A 16,304-nucleotide genomic window follows, 5' to 3' on the forward strand; every position below is an offset into this window, starting at 1 on the left:
ATAACCCGAAGGGGGCTCGAGTTAAAAATAACCAAACAGCCCAAGGACGAATTATGACGCCGTATGTTTCCACTCACTGGTATTATGTGGATGCCAGCGACCAAATGCTTGGCCCCTTCTGCATCGAAACTCTCGATGCCTTTTTTGTGGAGGGAATCATCTCCCTCAATACGCGGGTCCTTCGCGAAAGGGGGACGGATTTTCAGCCCTACAGCGTCATCTTCACCGACCCGGACCTGCGAATCTCTGGGGATGTGAATCCACGCTTTTACTAGAACTTAATCGGCTCTGGGGCGTCGAGCTGGATATTGGTCGGCGTTTCTTCCTGCTGGTTCTCGACTCCCACCGGTTTGGGCCGGACGACTTGATCGCGCGGCGGGGTGGTGGGCGTGGGCGTCGGGGTCGGCTGCGGCGCGGTGCCGTGGGTGATGGAGTGGAAGGGGTCGTCGCCCACTACGGTCGGGCCCTTGGCGTGAACGGGCTGGATGCTGCTGACGTCAACGGCTGGTTGGGGCCGAGGGATCTGCTCTTCGCCGGGAGCCAGGTCCTTTACGTAGCTCTTGTTGCCGCTGTGGAGTTCGCAGACGACCTTGGGGGCTTGTTCCGGCGTGGCCCATTCGTAAATGGCCGTTGAGCGCTCGATCGGGTCGCCGCCCATCGGGTTCGGGGTGGTTTTCACGCACTTGGGGCAGATGAGCTGGCCCGTGAGGGAGCAAATCTCGTAGCGCTGAAGCGTCGCCGGGCGCTCAATGGGCTGGGCGGGGAAGGTGGCGAAGCTGGCGTTCATGAAATCGATCCAGATAGGCATGGCGATTTCGTTGGAAAATGCGCCCAGGAAGATCGGGCTGGGGGTGTCGAAGCCGGTCCAGACGCCGCAAGTCACGGCGCTGGAGTAGCCGATGAACCAGTCGTCGGTGAAGTTGTAGGCGGTGCCGGTCTTGCCGCCGAGGGGGAAGCGTTTCAGGCCGTAGCGGGTGTAGGCTTTGTCGGCGCTGCCGCGTTCGAGCGATTCGGAGAGCGCGCTGTGGATCTCCCACGCCGTGGCGGCTGAGACGACCCGGGCGCGCTCGGAGGCGGCTTGCTGGTAGACGAGCGCGCCGTCTTTGCGTTCCACGCGGGTGACGATAAAGGGCTTCCGGGGGCGCTCGCCGCCGTTGGGGAACATGGTGAAGGCCACGGTCATGTCCTCCAGGGTGACTTCGCTGCTGCCAAGGTAGGTCGAGGGGAAGCGGCGCAGGTCGCTCTCGATGCGGGCGCGTTTGGCGAGGTCGCTCACGGCGTCGAGGCCGGTGGCCAGGCCGAGCCGGACGCTGGCGGCATTCTTGGATTTGACCAGGGCAGCGTGGGCCGTGAGCGGGCCTTCGTACTGGTTGTCGGCGCTTTCCGGGCCCCATTCGCCGAGGATGCCGGTCATGCCGCCGATCATGACTTGCCGGTTGTCCATCGCGCTGTCCTGCCAGACGCTGCCGGGGAAGATCCCTTTTTCAAAGGCTGCCGCGTAGACCAGCGGGAGAAATTCGGTGCCCGCGGGGCGGTTGGCCAGCAGCGCGCGGTTGTACTGGTTGTGGGAGAAATCGCGGCCGCCCACGAGTGCAAGGACGCCGCCGGTGGCGTTGTCGAGGGCGTAGAGGGCTCCCTGGAGGTAGTCGGGCGGGGGGAGGGGATCGTTCTCGGCCCGCTTGCGGCGGTTGCGGAAGGAGACGTCGTATTGCGAGTAGGTGGGGTGCTTGAATTCCCGACGCTGCTCGACTTCCTCCAGACGCTTTTTCAGGCTCTCTTCGGCGACTTTTTGCAGCCGGGCGTCGAGCGTGGTGTAGATGCGGAAGCCGTCGCCGTAGACGTTTTCGTCGTCGCCCAGGAGCTGCGCGACCTGCTGGCGCACGAACTCCACGGCGTAGGATTCGCCGAAAATGGAGTCGCGGCGGCTCTTGACGGCGAGCTGCTCGGCGACGGCGGCGTCGTAGGCCGGTTTTTTGATCCAGTCGAGCTCCAGCATGCGGCCCAGGATGACGTCGCGCATGTCGATGCACGCTTTGCGGTCGCGCCATGGGGAGAGTTTGTTGGGGCTCCGGAGCATTCCGGCGAGCGTGGCGCATTCGGAGAGGGTCAGCTCGCGGGCCGGTTTGCCAAAGTAGCCGCGGGCCGCCGCTTCGATGCCGAAGAACCCGCTGCCGAAGTAGACGCGGTTTAAGTAACACTCCAGGATTTTCTCCTTGGGCAAGTGGTTCTCGATCTGCCAGGCCACGAAGGCTTCCAGGATTTTCCGGCTGAAGCTCCGGTCGCTGGGGGGCAGGACGTCGGGGAAGCTGTTGCGGGCGAGCTGCTGGGTGATGGTCGAAGCGCCCTGGCGGATGCGGCCTGATTTCCAGTTGATCACCACGGCGCGCACGATGCCCACGAAGTCCACGCCGTGGTGCTGCCAGAAGCGGCTGTCTTCGGCGGAGACCAGGGCGGGGACGATGTAGCCGGGCATCTCGGCCAGGGAAACGGTGTCGCGGTTCTGGATGTAGATCTTGCCAAGCTGCTGGCCCGAGCGGTCGTAGACGATGCTTGCCGTTTCCATGTCCTGGAGCTTGGCAAAGTCGAGTGAGGAGGCCTTGGGGCTGAATTCCTGCCAGAGATAAAAAGCGCCTCCAGCCGCCGCGAGCGTCCCAATCAGCAGCAAAACCACCGGTATGAGAAACCAGGCGCGGCAGTAAAACGGTTTTTTGGGAGCGGGATCATCAGACCACATGGTTTTCTCATTAGAGCACTGCCCGGCGGGAATTTCCAGCAAAGACGGGCGGCATCGGAAGCGCGCCTTGGGGGGGGGACGTGAAATCCGTACCCCATGCGATTTTTCTACGCTTTCCGTGTAATTCGGTTAAGAACAGATAAGAACTATGGAAGACCACGCCTTTCTCTTTGATTTGCTTAACACGCCTAGCCCAACCGGATTCGAAGTTCCCGGTCAGCGAAAATGGGCCGGCTACGTTCGTTCCTTTGCGGATCGCGTGGAGAACGACGCCTACGGCACGGCCTGGGCCACGCTCGATGCCCGGGCCGCCACCGAGGGGGCCAAGCCGAAGCGGATCATGTTCGAAGCCCACGCTGACGAGATCGGCTTCATCATTAAGCAGATCACCAAGGAGGGCTTCCTGCGCATCGACCGCATTGGCGGCTCGGACACGGCCACGGCTCGCGGTCGCCGCCTGGAGATCCTGGGCGATAACGGCCCGGTGCGTGGTATCATCGGCAACACGGCCATCCATCTTCGCAAAGACAGCCTGGGCGAGGAGAAAGCGCCCAAGATCCACGAGCTTTACGTGGATGTCGGTGCCTCCAGCCCGGAGGAAGTGGCCGCGCTCGGTCTGCGCGTGGGCCATCCCGCCGTTTACGCCGACCAGGCGGAGAAGCTCGGGGGGCATTTCGTCGTCAGCCGCGCGCTGGACAACCGCATGGGCGGCTACATCCTTTCCCAGGTCATCGCCGAGCTGAGCCAGCGCAAAGAGCAGCTCCGCTCGACGGTCTACGCTGTTAACGCGGTGCAGGAGGAGATCGGCGGTAACGGGGCGCACATGGCGGCCTACCGGATCATGCCGGATGTGTGCGTCGTGCTTGACGTGACCCACGCCACGGACACCCCCGGCATCGACGCGGCGCAGCACGGCGAGGTGAAGCTCAGCGCGGGCCCGAGCCTTACCCACGGGACGTGCAACCACCCGGTGGTGGTCGAGCGGCTGATGGAGGTGGCGCAACGGCTGAAGATTTCGGTCCAGCACGAATCCTCCTCCCGCTACAGCGGCACGGATACGGACGTGATTTTCACCACCCGCGAGGGTATCCCGAGCGCGCTTGTTTCGCTGCCGCTGCGCTATATGCACTCGGTGGTTGAAATGGTGGACCTCGATGTGGTCAACCAGGTGGTGGCGCTGCTGGTGGCGTTCGTCGAATCCGTCGGGGAGTCCGACGATTTTTCGATCAAACTATGACCGAGCCCGCGCGCGTGTTGATCGTTGATGATCATCCGCTTTTGCGTGGCGGTCTTGCGCAGATGATTGGCCAGGACCCGGGGCTCGCCCTCTTTGGAGAGGCGGGCGATGCCGGGGGGGCGATTCTGGCGGTGGACAGCGATCCGCCGCCGGACCTGGTGATCCTCGATCTGATGCTGGGCAACCAAGACGGCCTGGAGCTTATCAAGCAGATCGGCATGCTGCGACCCGGGCTGCCGATCCTCGTTATTTCCATGCACGAGGAGTGGATCTACGCCGAGCGGGCGCTTCGGGCGGGGGCTTCGGGCTACATCATGAAGAAGGAGCTGGCTTCGGTGGTGCTCAATGCCGTGCACATGGTGCTCGGCGGGGAGATTTACCTGAGTGGCCGGATGCGCGTGCTCCTGAAGGAAAAAGGGCTCGTGCCCGATGCTGTGAGCGCGCTCGTGCCGCTGGCCGACCCGCCGCTTTCTGACCGCGAGCTGCACGTCTACCGGCTCATCGGCGCGGGCCTCTCCACCAAGCAGGTGGCCGGGGTGCTCCACTTGAGCATCAAGACGATTGAGACCTACCGCGAGAATCTAAAGCTCAAGCTGCATCTGCCCAACGCGGCGGCGCTGGTGCGTTCGGCCCGGGATTGGGTGGGTAAGATAGGGTAGGGGTTCGGTGGGTAAAGGGTAACAGGGAAACCCTGATAAAAGAATTGATCCGGGGGCTGGGTGCGTCCAAATTAGGGGCGAAAGTAGAGGTTCTTGTTAAGGTGAAGTCATTTTTGTTTGGTTTGGAGCGGCTTGCGCTCGCGGTAATGTGTGGAGTCTGGCTCGCGCCGATGTCGGCCGTGGCTGCTGGGGAGCCGGATGCGCGGCATCCGTTGCTGGATCTCGCGGGCGTGCCGAGGTTGAAGATTGAACTGGCCTATGCGACGTCGGGGAACTGCGTGCGGCGGCCGGTCTATTCGCCGGATGCCCATGCCTGGGCGGACAAGCGCGTGGCCGAGGGCCTGGAATATGCGGCGGCAACGCTGGAGATGCAGGGCTACCGCCTGGTGCTCCTGGATGCGTACCGGCCCCCGTGGGCGGTGGCGCGGCTTTGGGCGATTGGCCGCGAGATGAAGCTCGACTGCCGCTACCTCTCTAACCCCGCCGGGCGCGGTAGCGATCACAGCCGTGGCGCAGCGGTGGACGTGACGATCGAACGGCTCGATGGGGGCGCGGTGACGCTGCCCTGCCGGTTCGATGAATTCAGCCAGAGGGCTTGGATGCATTGCCCGAACGTCAGCGGTGCGGCGGCGGCCAACCGCGACTTGCTTTGCATGGCGATGGAGGCCGCCGGGTTCAAGGTCCACCCCGAGGAGTGGTGGCACTACGTGATTCCCGAGGCCCGGTCGAACCCGATTTTTTACCTGAGCCTGCAAACCGGCGAAGCCACCGCACGGCAGGAGCAACACGCCAAGCGGTAGGTAGCAAACCGGCTAGGCTTTTCGGTCCTTTCGGCGTCGGGACCACCAGACCAACCCAAGACTCGCTCCGGCCATGGCCAGGGTGGAAGGTTCGGGAACGGAGCTTGCTTTGACTTCTTCAATAGCTGTCTCGTAAGTGGCGATGTCGACGGCGTAGGTTGCGTAATAGTTGGAGCCGTTGACAGTGGCCATACTTGTCAATTCGATAACCCCGGACAAAACCCAGTTCCCGTTGCTGTCTTTGTAAAAAAGACCGCCACCCGAGTCCCCGCCGACCACTTGTGAGGTGGTACTCAATGCGAGCATGTCCACGCTGGTAAAGGTGCCGTAATCCGTTGGAATGGTTTCTGTTACGGTACGGCTCGTATAGGAATAGTTGTAGACGGTCGCGTATCCGTAGGCCTTGGTCCAGTGTCCATAGCCGATCATGAGTACGTTTGAGCCGGCATTGGCGGTGGTGGTGTTGGTCGCCAGGGTAAGGGCGGCTAGGCTGATGTTGCTGTAGTTGGAGAGCCGGAACATCACCAAGTCAACCCCGTCCACCACGTACTGGATGGTATCCGCGGCGATGGTGTAGGTGGTGCCGTCAAGGGCAAAGGTGGAGGTGCTGCCGCTGAGCGACAGGACATGGCCGCAGGTGACGACCCAGCCATCCCCAAGATAGACGCCGCTGGAGCCGTTGATCGTGCCTACATAATCCCACGCGCTTGTTTCGGTGGCGGCGCCAGTGGTCAGGTAGGTTGTGCTGCCCGAGCTGACGGTCGCCACACCGAAGGCCGATGAGGCAAGACCGAGAACCGCAAAAAGGGTGAGTAGGTGAGAGTGCGTGTGCATACCGGTATGCACAGGTTCTCCCACATAAAAGGGGAACCTGTCTACCGGAAATGATAACCTTAACCCAGACTTAACAAATCCTTAAAAATCGGATGGGTTAACTAAACCACTCTTTGGCCTTTTCGAAGAAGCTCTTGTGCAGCGGGGTGTTTTCGTCTCCGCAGAGCCCGGCGAATTCCTCCAGCTTTTTGCGCGCTTCGGCGTTGAGCTTGGAGGGGACTTCGACGAGCACTCGCACGAGCAGGTCGCCATGCACGCTGGAGTTCAAGAGCGGCATGCCTTTGCCCCGGAGCTTGAAGACGGTGCCGCTCTGGGTTCCCGCGGGAATCTTGAGCGCGGCCTTGCCTTCGAGGGTGGGGACGTTGACTTCGCCGCCGAGGGCCGCCGTGGTGAAGCGGACGGGCACTTCGCAGAAGAGGTTCTCTTCCTCGCGTTCAAAGACTTCGTGCTCCTTGATGTGAATGACGACGTAGAGGTCGCCGGGAGGGCCGCCGCGCAGGCCGGCCTCGCCGTTGCGCGAGCTGCGCAGGCGCGAGCCGTCTTCGATACCGGCGGGGATCTTGATTTTGATGCGGGAGCGGTTCTGGACGCGCCCCTCGCCGCCGCACGCTTTGCACGGGTTGGAGATGATCTGGCCCGCGCCCCGGCACCGGGGGCAGGTCTGGGCGACCTGGAAGAAGCCGCGCGAGGAGATAACCTGGCCGCGCCCACGGCAGGTGGGGCAGGTGGTGGTTTTGGAGCCTGCTTCGGCGCCGCTGCCGCCGCACTTTCCGCAGGCGTCGAGCTTGCCGAGTTCGATCTCTTTTTCGCAGCCGAAAGCGGCTTCTTCGAGGCGAATTTGCAGGTCGTAGCGCAGGTCTGAGCCGCGCTGACGGCCATCGCTGCCGCCGCTGGCTCCGCCGCCGCCCATGCCGCCGAACATTTGTTCGAAAATGCCGCCGCCGCCCTGGCCGAAGACTTCGCGGAAGAGGTCGAAGGGGTCGTGGAAGCCGCCGCCGCCCATGCCGCCTCCGGCGGGACCGGCGGTGCCCTGGGCAAAGGCGGCGTGCCCCATGCGGTCGTACGCGGCCCGTTTGTCCGGGTCCATCAGGATGTCGTAGGCTTCGCCCAGTTCCTTGAATTTCTCTTCGGCCGATTTGTCGCCCGGGTTTTTGTCGGGGTGAAATTTGACCGCGAGCTTGCGGTAAGCCTTTTTCAGGTCGTCGGTGGAGGCGTTGCGAGAGACGCCGAGGACCTCGTAGTAGTCGCGTTTGTCAGCCGTCATGCCTTGCCCTTGGAGACGAATACGGTGGCCGGGCGCAGCAGCCGGTCACGGAGTTTGTAGCCTTTGCGCAGTTGGCGGATGACCACGCCTTCGGGGACGGTGTCGCTGGCTTCGCCGCCCATGGCTTCGTGGAGGTTGGGGTCGAAGGGCTGGCCTTCGGCTTCGATGGCTTCGACGCCGCTGGCGGAAAGAAATTCCTGGAACTGCTTGGCGACTAATTCAAAGCCGAGGAGCACGCCCTGGCTGCCTTCGGTGCGGGCGGCCTGGAGGCCGAGCTCGAAGTTGTCGATGAGCGGAACGAGGCGCTCTAGCAGGCCGCCGTTGGCATATTTGATGGCCTCTTCCTTCTCGCGGATGGCGCGTTTGCGGTAGTTCTCGAAGTCGGCCTGGGTGCGCATGGCCAGGTCGCGGAAGCGGTTGACGTCGGCCTGGATCGCTTCGAGCGAGTTCTCTTCGGGCGCGGCGCTTCCAGCCGAGGGCGCTTCCGGCGCGGGCGTTTCGGTTGGTTGTTCGTTCAAAGTCTGGTTTTCCATAAAAAGTGGTTCGCGTTTCAGAGGGGGCTTAGTATCCGGAAAAAGCCAGCCATTGCCCCCCGGTCTCCGGTGCGGCCGGAAACCCTGAGAAAGGTTATCCTACCGAAGCCGGTCCGCCTGTCAATGCCCGGGCGGTGCGTGGCAGCAGCGTCTCTCCCCTTCTTCCCTCCCCTACTCCGGGTGGGCGAGGTCCTGTTTGAGGTATTCCAGGACGTCCTTGAACTTGGTCAGGTTGCCGGGAGAGGCTTCGACGAGGGCTTCATGCGCTTCGAGCATGGTGCGGGCCTGGTCTTGTTTGCCGGGGGCTTCGGCTTCGAGGGATTGGGCGGTGCCCGAGGGTTCGGTGAGGCCGCAAAGGTCGATGGCGAAAAGCTGGTCGAGCCCGAGGTTGCGCAGCAGTTCGCTGTTGCGCTCGTTCAGGTTGGTGACGTGCAGGGCTCCCTGGCCGATCTCGCGCAGCCGCAGGGCGATGCCTGCCAGCGTGCCCATGAAGGTGGAGTCCATGACGGGGCAGTTGTGCAGGTCGACGACGAATTCGCGGTAGCCCCGGTTGATCATGGCACGGGCGAACTCTTTCAAGCCGGCGCTGTTGAGGAAGGAGCCTTTGCCTTCCACCCGGACCCAGACGACTTTTTTGGAACAACCGACCAGGATGTTGCTTGGGGTGCTCACTCGTTGGAGATTAATCTAAGGTTTCCATGGAGCCTGTCAAACGCGCTCCGTTGTTTTGAGGGTTCAAGTTTGGTTTTGCGCCGCTAGCTAATTCCAGAGAAACGACTGAGTCAAGGCCACGACTTTGCCATTTTCAATAAGGAGTGCACGCCAGGCGGTGACCCGGCCGTCGTTGTGGAACTCTTCGCCGATGACTTTGAACTTGGTTTCGACGGTTCCGCAGGCGTTGGGGACCTCTACTTCCTGGGCCTGGACGTAGGCGCCGAGGTTCTGCTGGCGGTACTCCAGGCGCACGGTGAGGTGGGCGGGGCGTTGGGCACGCCACCAGAAGTTGAAGTAATGCCCTTCGCGGGCTTCCATCTGGGCCCCGGTGATGGCTCCGTAGTTCATCCGCTCCCGCTCGAAGTTGATCATCTCGCTGTCGGAACGCTGTTCGTATTTGCGTTCGTGGAGGAAGATGCTGGTTTTGCGGAAGGAGAAAGCCGGGTCGATCGCGAGCGGAACGACGTTGGCGTGGGTCAGGAGCCGTGGCTGGGACTGGGGAACGACGGGGCCCGCGCAGCCGCAAGCAAGCGCGGCGAAGAGCAGGATCGGGAACAGGCGCGACATGATCGGGGCAGACTAGCAGCCCGGCCGTAAACTCCCAAGCGTCATTTTATGCCATCTTTTTCAGGGGGACTAAAGCGCTTGCCAGGGCGGGCGGGGAGCGGCCATTCTAGCGTGTGCTTTTGGCCTTTAATAAGCCCTACGGGGTGCTTTCGCAGTTTACGCCTGACGGTTCGCCCAACCGGCCGCTGGCGGGGTTTGGTTTCCCCAAAGGGGTTTACCCTATCGGGCGGCTTGACGCGGATAGCGAGGGGCTCTTGCTCTTAAGCGATGAGCCGGGGCTCAATGCGCGGCTGCTGCAACCGGCGCATGGGCACCGGCGGCTTTATTGGGCGCAGGTGGAGCGCGTCCCGACGGCGGATGCGCTGGCCGCGCTGGAAAAAGGGGTGACGGTGGGGGGGCGCCTGAGCCTGCCGTGCCGCGCCCGATTACTCGATCCCCAGCCGCAGATTGCGCCGCGCGACCCGCCGATCCGTTTCCGCAAGAATGTGCCGGATTGCTGGATCGAGCTGGAGCTGGTGGAGGGGAAGAACCGGCAGGTGCGCCGGATGACGGCCGCCGTGGGCCACCCGACGCTGCGCTTGATGCGGGTGCAGATTGGCGAATTCCGGCTCGAAGGGCTGGCCCCTGGAAAATGGCGGGAGCTTTCGGCCCGGGAGCGCGGGGCCGTGCTGGCGGGGAGCCGTGCGGCCTCCGGTGGAGGGCGGCGCGAAACTGCGGTGGAGTGATTGAGGCTCATAAGATCCGGGGGGTGGAGCGCGTGTTTGTCCAGGTCGTGCGCGGGGCGATGCGGCGGCGCTTTTATGGCGTTTTTCTCAAGGGGGAGGGGGCCTTGCGCCGGGCGTCGGAGGGCCCAAGGCCGCTGGTGCTCTGCGCGAACCATTCCAACTGGTGGGACGGGTTTGTCTCGGCGCTGCTCATCCCGCTTTTTCCCGGGCGGCGGCTGTATCTGGCGCAGTCGGAGCGGCTGCTGGCCCGCTACCGGCCGCTGCGCTGGCTGGGGGTGTTCGGGCTCGATATCCACGGCTCGCCGCTGCCGGGGGTGCGCTATGCCGAGCGGCTGCTGGCCGATGCGCGCAACGGGGTCTGGATTTTCCCCCAGGGGGTGCTGCTTCCGCAGGGGACGCCGATCCGGGCCAAGCCCGGGGCGCTCTGGCTGGCGCGGCAGGCGGGGGCGCTGGTGCTGCCGATGGCCTTTCGGTACGAATGGATGATCGAGTCGCGACCGAGCGTTTTTATCCATTGCGGCGAGGCGCTGGAGCCCGACGTCACCGAGGAGGAGCTGGCCGGGGCCATGAATCGGCTCTACGAGGAGATCGGCCCCATGGCCACGCCGGTTGACTGGACCCCTTGGAAGCCGCTTTTCCCGCCCCGGCTCTCGATGAACAAATGGTGGGAACGCTGCACCCGCCGGGGCCCCTTTAACCCCCGTAACGAATAGTTTGCCCTCCCCTTTATTCCGTGGGCGTCCAAAAGTTCCCCATGAGGCGGCTCCAGTTCGTCTGGCCCAGGATGACGCCGCCGACAATAAAGGCCATGGCGATCCAGAACGTCGGGGTCATCGGCTCGCCCAGCGTGAAGTGAGCCCAGAGCATGGTGCTTAGCGGGATCAGGTTATTGAAAAGGTAGACCTCGCTGGTTTTCCAGTGCCGCAGCGCGCCATTCCAGAGCGCGAAGGCAAAAACGCCGCCAAAGACGATGCAGTAAAGCTGGATGCCCAGTAGCCGAGGGTTCCACGGGTCGGGCGGCAGGCCGCCGTGGGTCTCCAGGAGGCCAAAGGGTAACAGGAGCAGCCCGGCGCGCCACATCGTATGCGCGCTGATCTCCACGCCGCCCAGGTAGGAGGTCAGCGCCCGGCATTGGCGGCCATAGACGACCCATAGAACGCTGGCTGCCAGCCCCAGGCACTCGCCCGGCCATGTTCCAGAGCCTGACCGGAGGGTGGGCCAGAAGAGAACCACCACGCCGAAAAGCGCCAGCACCGCCGCGAGCGCCCGCTTGGCGATCTCCGGCCCGGATTTCCCCGCGCGCCCTTCCCAGACCAGCGCCCAGACCGGCGAAGCGCCAAGGTAAAGGGCGATGTGCGCGGCGGAGGTGAAGTGGAGCGCCCAGTTGAATACCGTGATGTAGACGGCCAGGCTCAGGCCGCCGCGAAGCCAGAGATCGCGCCGGATTTCCCGGGGGCAGGGCTGGGGCTCGCCAAGCCAGCGGGTCCAGCGCAGGACGGAGAGCATCAGCAGACCCGCCAGGGCGAAGCGCGTGCCGCCGACCCAGACCGGGGGCCATGAGTGTACGAGGTATTTGATCCCCGCGTTATTGCCGCCCCAGAGAAAGACGGCGAAAATCAGGTTCAGCGAAATGAAAAACGGGTGCGGCTTCATTCCGGCAGCGAGTAGACGACCAGGCCGGGATGGAGGTAGATGACCAGCCCGCGCGGCTTTTGCCAGAGGGGCTGGCGGTTTTCGCGGATCGCGCGGTAGAGCTCGCCGGTGCGCCGGGCGGTTTCCTCGGCTCCTTTTTGCGGGCGCTGGTTTTTCAGGTCAAAGCGCTCGTAATCGTCCTGGCAAAGCGCGGCCAGCGTGGCGCCTTCGGCGCGGAGGCTTTGCAAGTCAGGGTACTTCTCCAGCGCCAGCGGGAGGACTCGGGGCGTAAGCGGCTCCTGCCAGGGCAGGAAGGCGGGTTTTGCAGCCGAGGGGAGCAGCGTGCGGCGGTCCTGCACGATGACCTCGCCCGGCGGGCGCGTGTTAAGCCAGGCGGTGAGGGCCGAGCGGTCGTCGCTCTGAAAGGCGCGCCAGTAGCTGCGTAAATCCCGCTTTGGCTGCCCGATGACCTGAAAGGCCACTGCCGCCGCGAGCAGCGCCGGGAGGGCCGCCTTGCGGGGGATGGCGTTGAGCCCCAGGGCCGCCGCGCCCAGGAAAAGGACCGTGGCGGGGAGGAAATAGCGGTCGTTCGCCTTGGGCGAAAACGACAGGAGCGCCATCAGGAGCAGCGGCACTAGAAAGAGGGCGATTTCCTCGGGGCCAAGCTCCTTGCGGCGCTTCCAGGCCTGCCAAAACGCCAGGACAATGAAGCCCCAGAGGGCGAGGTGGAGGTTGTCTCGAAAAGCCCGAAAATAGATGGTGTGAGGGACGGAGCGGGTCATGCCCCCCTGGCCGTTGACGGCGAGGGTTACTTCGCGGTTGAAGCTCGACTCCCAGTGCTCCCGGTGCCCGAGGATCGGGGCGTTGACGAGCGCCACCGTGGCGAGGAAGGCTGCGAGAAAGGGTACGTAGCGCCGGGTGCGAGGCGCGGAGGGGGTTCCCGCGGGCGCTTCAGAAGCCGTGCCGCGCGGCGAGGCCAGCAGCCAGAGCGAAAGGAGCGGGGCGAGCGCGCCGACGTATTTCCCCGAGAGCGCCAGCGCTGCGCCCGCTCCCACGAAGGCTGCCGTGGCGCGGCCCGGCCAGCGGCGGTAAAGCGCCAGGCCGAGGATCCATGCGGAGAGGCCAAAAGCCAGCGCGGTGTCCTCTTTAAGGTAGTGCGAAAGCTCGAAAAGCTGGTGGTTGCTCAAAATCAAGAGGCCCACGGCGATCCCCGCGAAGCGCCCGGCGGCGAGCCAGAGCGCGGCGGCCATCAGGGCGGCTGTGGCGGCGGCGAAGGCGGCGGAAACCCACCGGCCCACCTCGACCACCCGCTGCGGGTCCTGTAGATCGGTCCCGGAGGCGGCGAGCGCCAGCCGGGCCGTGCTCAGGAGGAGCATCGGGTGGTTAAAGTTCCAGTCCCCCGTCTGCAACTGCGCCACCTTCACCGGTTCGTCGGGATGCCGGTGGAAGGGGAAGCGGTTGGCGCGGGTAAAAAGTGCCAGCCCTGCCACGAAGAGGAGGACGGAGCAAAGGACGATCTGGAGAGCGGGCCTCAATTTTGCAAATTTACTTGGCGGGAGCGGGCGAGGACGCTGGCTTGGCCGCTTTTTCAAAGTAGTCGTGGAAGAAGAGCATCTGGTACTTGATGGAGTTGGCCCAGTAGATGCCGTTATGCGCGCCGGGACGCTCGGTGTAGTCGTGCGCGACGCCTTGTTTGAGCAGCGCTTCGTGGAAGGCGCGGTTTACGTTGATGAAAAAATCGTCCACGCCGCAGTCGACCGTGAGGGCCAGCTCGCCGTTTTTGAGGTCGCCGAGGTTGTTGATGACCGTGCGGGTCTCCCATTCCTGCGGGTGTTCCTCAATCGTACCGATGTGCTTGGCGATGTTCCAGTTTTTCGGGAAGGGGCGGATGTCGAGGCCGCCGCTCATGCTGCCCGCCGCGCCGAAGGTGTCCTTGTGGCGCAGGGCCAGGTACATCGCGCCGTGGCCGCCCATGCTCAGGCCCGCAATCGCGCGGCCCTTGGGCGAGGGGATGGTGCGGAAGTTTTGGTCCGTGTAGCCGACGACTTCCTTTGCCACGTAGGTCTCGAACTGGCAGTTCGGGTCTGTGGGGACGTCGAAGTACCAGCTATCAAAGGCGCCATCGGGGCAGACGACGATGAGCTGATAGCGGTCGGCAAGGTCGCCGAGGTTGGCGAGCTTCGCCCAGCCTTCGTAATTGCCGGAGTAGCCGTGGAGCAGGTAGACGACCGGGTAGGTGCTCTGGCCCTGCTTGTAGCTCTCGGGCAGCGCGACGACGGCCGGGTAGCTCTTGTGCATGGCTTCGCTCGGGACCTGGACGGTTTCGACGGTTCCGGCTTGGGCGGCGGCGAAAAGGAGCACCCCCACGAGGGCGAGGCTCCAGGCTTTGAACTGACGGATCATGACGGGGAGGATGGAGTTGAGGTTTTTTGGAAAAAAGGGGGCTTTACGCGAAGGTTACTCCACCCTGGGCCCAGCGGGGTTGGTGGACGTCGGTGCAGGCGAGGTAGACGCGCTGGGCGTCCGCTCCGTGGCGCACGGCGATCTCGGTGAGGGCTACGGCAACTTTGTTGCAGTCATGCGGCAGGCCGATGCTTTGCAGGCCCATGAACACGGCCGGGGCCTGGGAGACGCCGAAATGGATGGTGGCCACTTTTTGCAGGGCTACCATGACGTAGGACTCCGGTTTTCCCAGTTCGGAGGCAAGGGCTTTGGAGGCTTCCGCAGCCCAGGTGGCCTCGGCTTTCGCGGACAGAGGAAGGTTCGTGGTAATGGAAAGGTAAGGCATGGAGGGCGAGCATAGAGGGGCTGGGGCGTTTTGCGAATCAAAAACCGGCAGAGGTGATGAGACCGCCCGGGCGAGGGGTGCCGTAATCATTAGCAAATGCACAACTCGCCCTTCCAGAGATATGCCGACGAGCCGGATCTTTCGCCGCTCGAACGCATCGACCAAGCCCTCTCGTCCCTTCCATCGGGCCACCCTTTGCAGCATGATTTGCTGGAGTTGCGCTCCGCAGTCGCGCAAACCGAGGGGACTGTGGCCGAGGCCCGGGCGGCGATCGAGAAGCTTGAAAAAATCGTCGAAAAACTAAGTTCCCCGGCCAACCGCATCGGAACGTTTTTGGGAGCCCCCAAGCCTGAGACGGCGCAAATCGTCGTGGGCGGCGCGGACTACTACTGCAATGCAGACCCGCGCCTCTCGCTGGGGAGTCTCAAAAGGGGCACGCGCGTGCTCGTCAATGAAGCCTTTGCCATTGTGGGCGACCTCGGTTACGACCGGGGAGGCCCCGTGGCGAAGGTGACGGAGGTGCTCGAAGGCGACCGCCTGCGGGTCGGCACGGAACACGGCATCCAGTCCGTGGTGATCCAGCGCGGGGCGGACCTCGCGGATTCGACCGTGAAAGCCGGGGACGAGGTGCGCGTGGACGCGAATTTCCGCGTGGCCATCGAGGTCCTCTCCCGCTCCAAGGCCGATGATTACTACCTCGACGCCGTGCCCGAGCTGCCGTGGGAGAAGGTGGGCGGGCAGGATGAGGCCTTGGCGGCGATCAAGGAAGCCGTGGAGCTGCCGCTCTTGCATGCGGAACTTTTTGACCGCTTCCATCACCAGACGCCCAAGGGCTTCCTGCTCTACGGGCCTCCGGGCTGCGGCAAGACGCTCATTGGCAAGGCGACGGCCTACAACCTTACGGCACGGCTTTCGGAGAAGTCCGGCAAGCCGGTGCGGGAGTGCTTCATGCACATCAAGGGGCCGGAAATCCTCAACATGTGGGTGGGCGAGAGCGAGCGGATCGTGCGCGAGATCTTTGCCACGGCCCGCGAGAAACGCCGCAGCGGGTTTTTGCCCTTCCTCTTTATCGACGAGGCCGAGAGCGTGCTCGGGACGCGCCGGGCATCGCGCTATTCGAGCATTCTTTCCACGCTGGTGCCGATGTTCTGCGCGGAGATGGACGGCATCGAGTCGCTGGACGACGTGGTCATCATCCTGGCCTCCAACCGGGCCGACTTGATCGACCCCGCCATTCTGCGCCCGGGCCGCATCGACCGGAAGATCAAGGTCAACCGGCCGGATCGCGACGGGGCGCGCGAGATTTACAAGATTTACCTGACGGCCGACCTGCCCTATGACGCCAAGCTCGTCAAGCAATGCGGTGCGCGCGAGGCGGTGGTCGATCGCCTGGCCGAGAGCCTCGTGGAGTGGCAATTCGCCCACGCCGAGGCGAACCGCTTCCTGGAGGTCACGCTCCGCAGTGGCAAGAAGGAGACGCTCTACCGGGGCGACCTGGTGAGCGGGGCCATTATTGCCTCCATCGTGGAACGGGCCAAGGCGCTGGCTATAAAGAGGTCCATCGCCACGGGCGCGGAGGAGGGGATTAGCGAATCCGATCTGCGCTGCTCGCTCGATGCGGAGTATGTGGAGAACGACATTTTCCCGCCGACGGACATCACCGAGGACTGGCTCAAGCTCATCGATTACGACAGCGATAACGTCGTCCGGATCACCCCGGTACGCCCCGGTTTGCCGAAGGCTCAGCCGCATACGCATGTGGTGTGATGGGGGAAGAAGATTTGCCTCGTTCCCAATCTCCAGGTTGGGAACGAGGC

At 63.8% G+C, this 16,304-nt stretch carries 17 protein-coding genes; 7 read left to right on the forward strand and 10 right to left on the reverse strand.

What is annotated here, in order from left to right; translation table 11 throughout:
* Nucleotides 1-53 precede the first annotated feature (53 nt).
* Nucleotides 54-275: a hypothetical protein gene (locus tag B2828_RS10895; protein ID WP_479633770.1), complete on the forward strand. Its 222-nt coding sequence runs from the start codon at nt 54-56 to the stop codon at nt 273-275.
* On the opposite strand, the gene B2828_RS10900 is transcribed toward B2828_RS10895, so the two are convergent.
* Nucleotides 272-2,734 carry a penicillin-binding protein 1A gene (locus B2828_RS10900; protein ID WP_479633771.1) on the reverse strand — a complete coding sequence of 821 codons (2,463 nt, stop codon included), beginning with the start codon at nt 2,732-2,734 and terminating at the stop codon, nt 272-274. The two genes, B2828_RS10895 and B2828_RS10900, sit on opposite strands and share 4 nt — an antisense overlap.
* A gap of 148 nt (nt 2,735-2,882) precedes the next feature.
* Between B2828_RS10900 and B2828_RS10905 the strand changes: the two genes are divergently transcribed.
* The 3 genes from B2828_RS10905 to B2828_RS10915 all read left to right on the forward strand — a co-directional run bounded on the left by B2828_RS10905 (nt 2,883) and on the right by B2828_RS10915 (nt 5,430).
* A complete protein-coding gene (locus tag B2828_RS10905; RefSeq protein WP_479633772.1) occupies nt 2,883-3,971 on the forward strand; it encodes a M20/M25/M40 family metallo-hydrolase in 1,089 nt (362 codons plus the stop codon).
* Nucleotides 3,968-4,630, forward strand: a complete 663-nt coding sequence (locus tag B2828_RS10910; protein WP_479633773.1) for a response regulator — start codon at nt 3,968-3,970, stop codon at nt 4,628-4,630. Before B2828_RS10905 ends, B2828_RS10910 begins: the two co-directional genes overlap by 4 nt.
* A gap of 101 nt (nt 4,631-4,731) precedes the next feature.
* Nucleotides 4,732-5,430, forward strand: coding sequence for a M15 family metallopeptidase (locus tag B2828_RS10915; RefSeq protein WP_479633774.1), 699 nt, complete (start codon nt 4,732-4,734; stop codon nt 5,428-5,430).
* Between the two features lie 12 nt (nt 5,431-5,442).
* Here B2828_RS10915 and B2828_RS10920 read toward each other — a convergent pair whose 3' ends face one another.
* From B2828_RS10920 to B2828_RS10940, 5 genes are all read right to left on the reverse strand, one after another.
* The gene (locus B2828_RS10920; RefSeq protein ID WP_479633775.1) at nt 5,443-6,264 is read right to left on the reverse strand and encodes a trypsin-like peptidase domain-containing protein; all 822 of its coding nucleotides are present in this window, start codon (nt 6,262-6,264) and stop codon (nt 5,443-5,445) included.
* A 97-nt stretch (nt 6,265-6,361) separates the two neighbouring features.
* A complete protein-coding gene (dnaJ, locus tag B2828_RS10925; protein ID WP_479633776.1) occupies nt 6,362-7,528 on the reverse strand; it encodes a molecular chaperone DnaJ in 1,167 nt (388 codons plus the stop codon).
* On the reverse strand, nt 7,525-8,061 hold the full coding sequence (gene grpE / locus B2828_RS10930; protein ID WP_479633777.1) for a nucleotide exchange factor GrpE: 537 nt from the start codon (nt 8,059-8,061) through the stop codon (nt 7,525-7,527). The genes dnaJ and grpE overlap by 4 nt, the downstream gene beginning before the upstream one ends.
* A gap of 171 nt (nt 8,062-8,232) precedes the next feature.
* On the reverse strand, nt 8,233-8,733 hold the full coding sequence (locus B2828_RS10935) for an STAS domain-containing protein (RefSeq protein WP_479633778.1): 501 nt from the start codon (nt 8,731-8,733) through the stop codon (nt 8,233-8,235).
* Nucleotides 8,734-8,820: 87 nt separating this feature from the next.
* The gene (locus tag B2828_RS10940) at nt 8,821-9,342 is read right to left on the reverse strand and encodes a hypothetical protein (protein ID WP_479633779.1); all 522 of its coding nucleotides are present in this window, start codon (nt 9,340-9,342) and stop codon (nt 8,821-8,823) included.
* A 113-nt stretch (nt 9,343-9,455) separates the two neighbouring features.
* Between B2828_RS10940 and B2828_RS10945 the strand changes: the two genes are divergently transcribed.
* A complete protein-coding gene (locus B2828_RS10945) occupies nt 9,456-10,067 on the forward strand; it encodes a pseudouridine synthase (RefSeq protein WP_479633780.1) in 612 nt (203 codons plus the stop codon).
* Complete coding sequence (locus B2828_RS10950; protein ID WP_479633781.1) at nt 10,064-10,780, forward strand: lysophospholipid acyltransferase family protein; 717 nt, start codon at nt 10,064-10,066, stop codon at nt 10,778-10,780. The genes B2828_RS10945 and B2828_RS10950 overlap by 4 nt, the downstream gene beginning before the upstream one ends.
* A gap of 13 nt (nt 10,781-10,793) precedes the next feature.
* Here B2828_RS10950 and B2828_RS10955 read toward each other — a convergent pair whose 3' ends face one another.
* From B2828_RS10955 to B2828_RS10970, 4 genes are read right to left on the reverse strand one after another with little or no spacing between them, the layout of a single operon-like run.
* On the reverse strand, nt 10,794-11,720 hold the full coding sequence (locus tag B2828_RS10955; RefSeq protein WP_479633782.1) for a DMT family transporter: 927 nt from the start codon (nt 11,718-11,720) through the stop codon (nt 10,794-10,796).
* Complete coding sequence (locus B2828_RS10960) at nt 11,717-13,234, reverse strand: hypothetical protein (RefSeq protein WP_479633783.1); 1,518 nt, start codon at nt 13,232-13,234, stop codon at nt 11,717-11,719. Before B2828_RS10960 ends, B2828_RS10955 begins: the two co-directional genes overlap by 4 nt.
* Before the next feature lie 10 nt (nt 13,235-13,244).
* Nucleotides 13,245-14,102, reverse strand: coding sequence for an alpha/beta hydrolase (locus B2828_RS10965; RefSeq protein ID WP_479633784.1), 858 nt, complete (start codon nt 14,100-14,102; stop codon nt 13,245-13,247).
* A 43-nt stretch (nt 14,103-14,145) separates the two neighbouring features.
* Nucleotides 14,146-14,487: a phenylpyruvate tautomerase MIF-related protein gene (locus B2828_RS10970; protein WP_479633785.1), complete on the reverse strand. Its 342-nt coding sequence runs from the start codon at nt 14,485-14,487 to the stop codon at nt 14,146-14,148.
* A gap of 96 nt (nt 14,488-14,583) precedes the next feature.
* Here B2828_RS10970 and B2828_RS10975 point away from each other — a divergent pair, with 96 nt between their 5' ends.
* A complete protein-coding gene (locus B2828_RS10975; protein ID WP_479633786.1) occupies nt 14,584-16,254 on the forward strand; it encodes an AAA family ATPase in 1,671 nt (556 codons plus the stop codon).
* The last annotated feature ends 50 nt before the right edge of the window (nt 16,255-16,304 follow it).

This window comes from Spartobacteria bacterium UBA695, assembly GCA_002298145.1.
Lineage (GTDB): Bacteria > Verrucomicrobiota > Verrucomicrobiia > Chthoniobacterales > Chthoniobacteraceae > UBA695.

Coding starts and splice junctions, on each gene's coding strand:
- B2828_RS10975 (WP_479633786.1), top strand. CDS start 14,584: ATGCACAACTCGCCCTTCCAGAGATATGCCGACGAGCCGGATCTTTCG.
- B2828_RS10965 (WP_479633784.1), bottom strand. CDS start 14,102: ATGATCCGTCAGTTCAAAGCCTGGAGCCTCGCCCTCGTGGGGGTGCTC.
- dnaJ (WP_479633776.1), bottom strand. CDS start 7,528: ATGACGGCTGACAAACGCGACTACTACGAGGTCCTCGGCGTCTCTCGC.
- B2828_RS10910 (WP_479633773.1), top strand. CDS start 3,968: ATGACCGAGCCCGCGCGCGTGTTGATCGTTGATGATCATCCGCTTTTG.
- B2828_RS10970 (WP_479633785.1), bottom strand. CDS start 14,487: ATGCCTTACCTTTCCATTACCACGAACCTTCCTCTGTCCGCGAAAGCC.
- B2828_RS10940 (WP_479633779.1), bottom strand. CDS start 9,342: ATGTCGCGCCTGTTCCCGATCCTGCTCTTCGCCGCGCTTGCTTGCGGC.
- B2828_RS10955 (WP_479633782.1), bottom strand. CDS start 11,720: ATGAAGCCGCACCCGTTTTTCATTTCGCTGAACCTGATTTTCGCCGTC.
- B2828_RS10895 (WP_479633770.1), top strand. CDS start 54: ATGACGCCGTATGTTTCCACTCACTGGTATTATGTGGATGCCAGCGAC.
- B2828_RS10920 (WP_479633775.1), bottom strand. CDS start 6,264: ATGCACACGCACTCTCACCTACTCACCCTTTTTGCGGTTCTCGGTCTT.
- B2828_RS10905 (WP_479633772.1), top strand. CDS start 2,883: ATGGAAGACCACGCCTTTCTCTTTGATTTGCTTAACACGCCTAGCCCA.
- grpE (WP_479633777.1), bottom strand. CDS start 8,061: ATGGAAAACCAGACTTTGAACGAACAACCAACCGAAACGCCCGCGCCG.
- B2828_RS10900 (WP_479633771.1), bottom strand. CDS start 2,734: ATGTGGTCTGATGATCCCGCTCCCAAAAAACCGTTTTACTGCCGCGCC.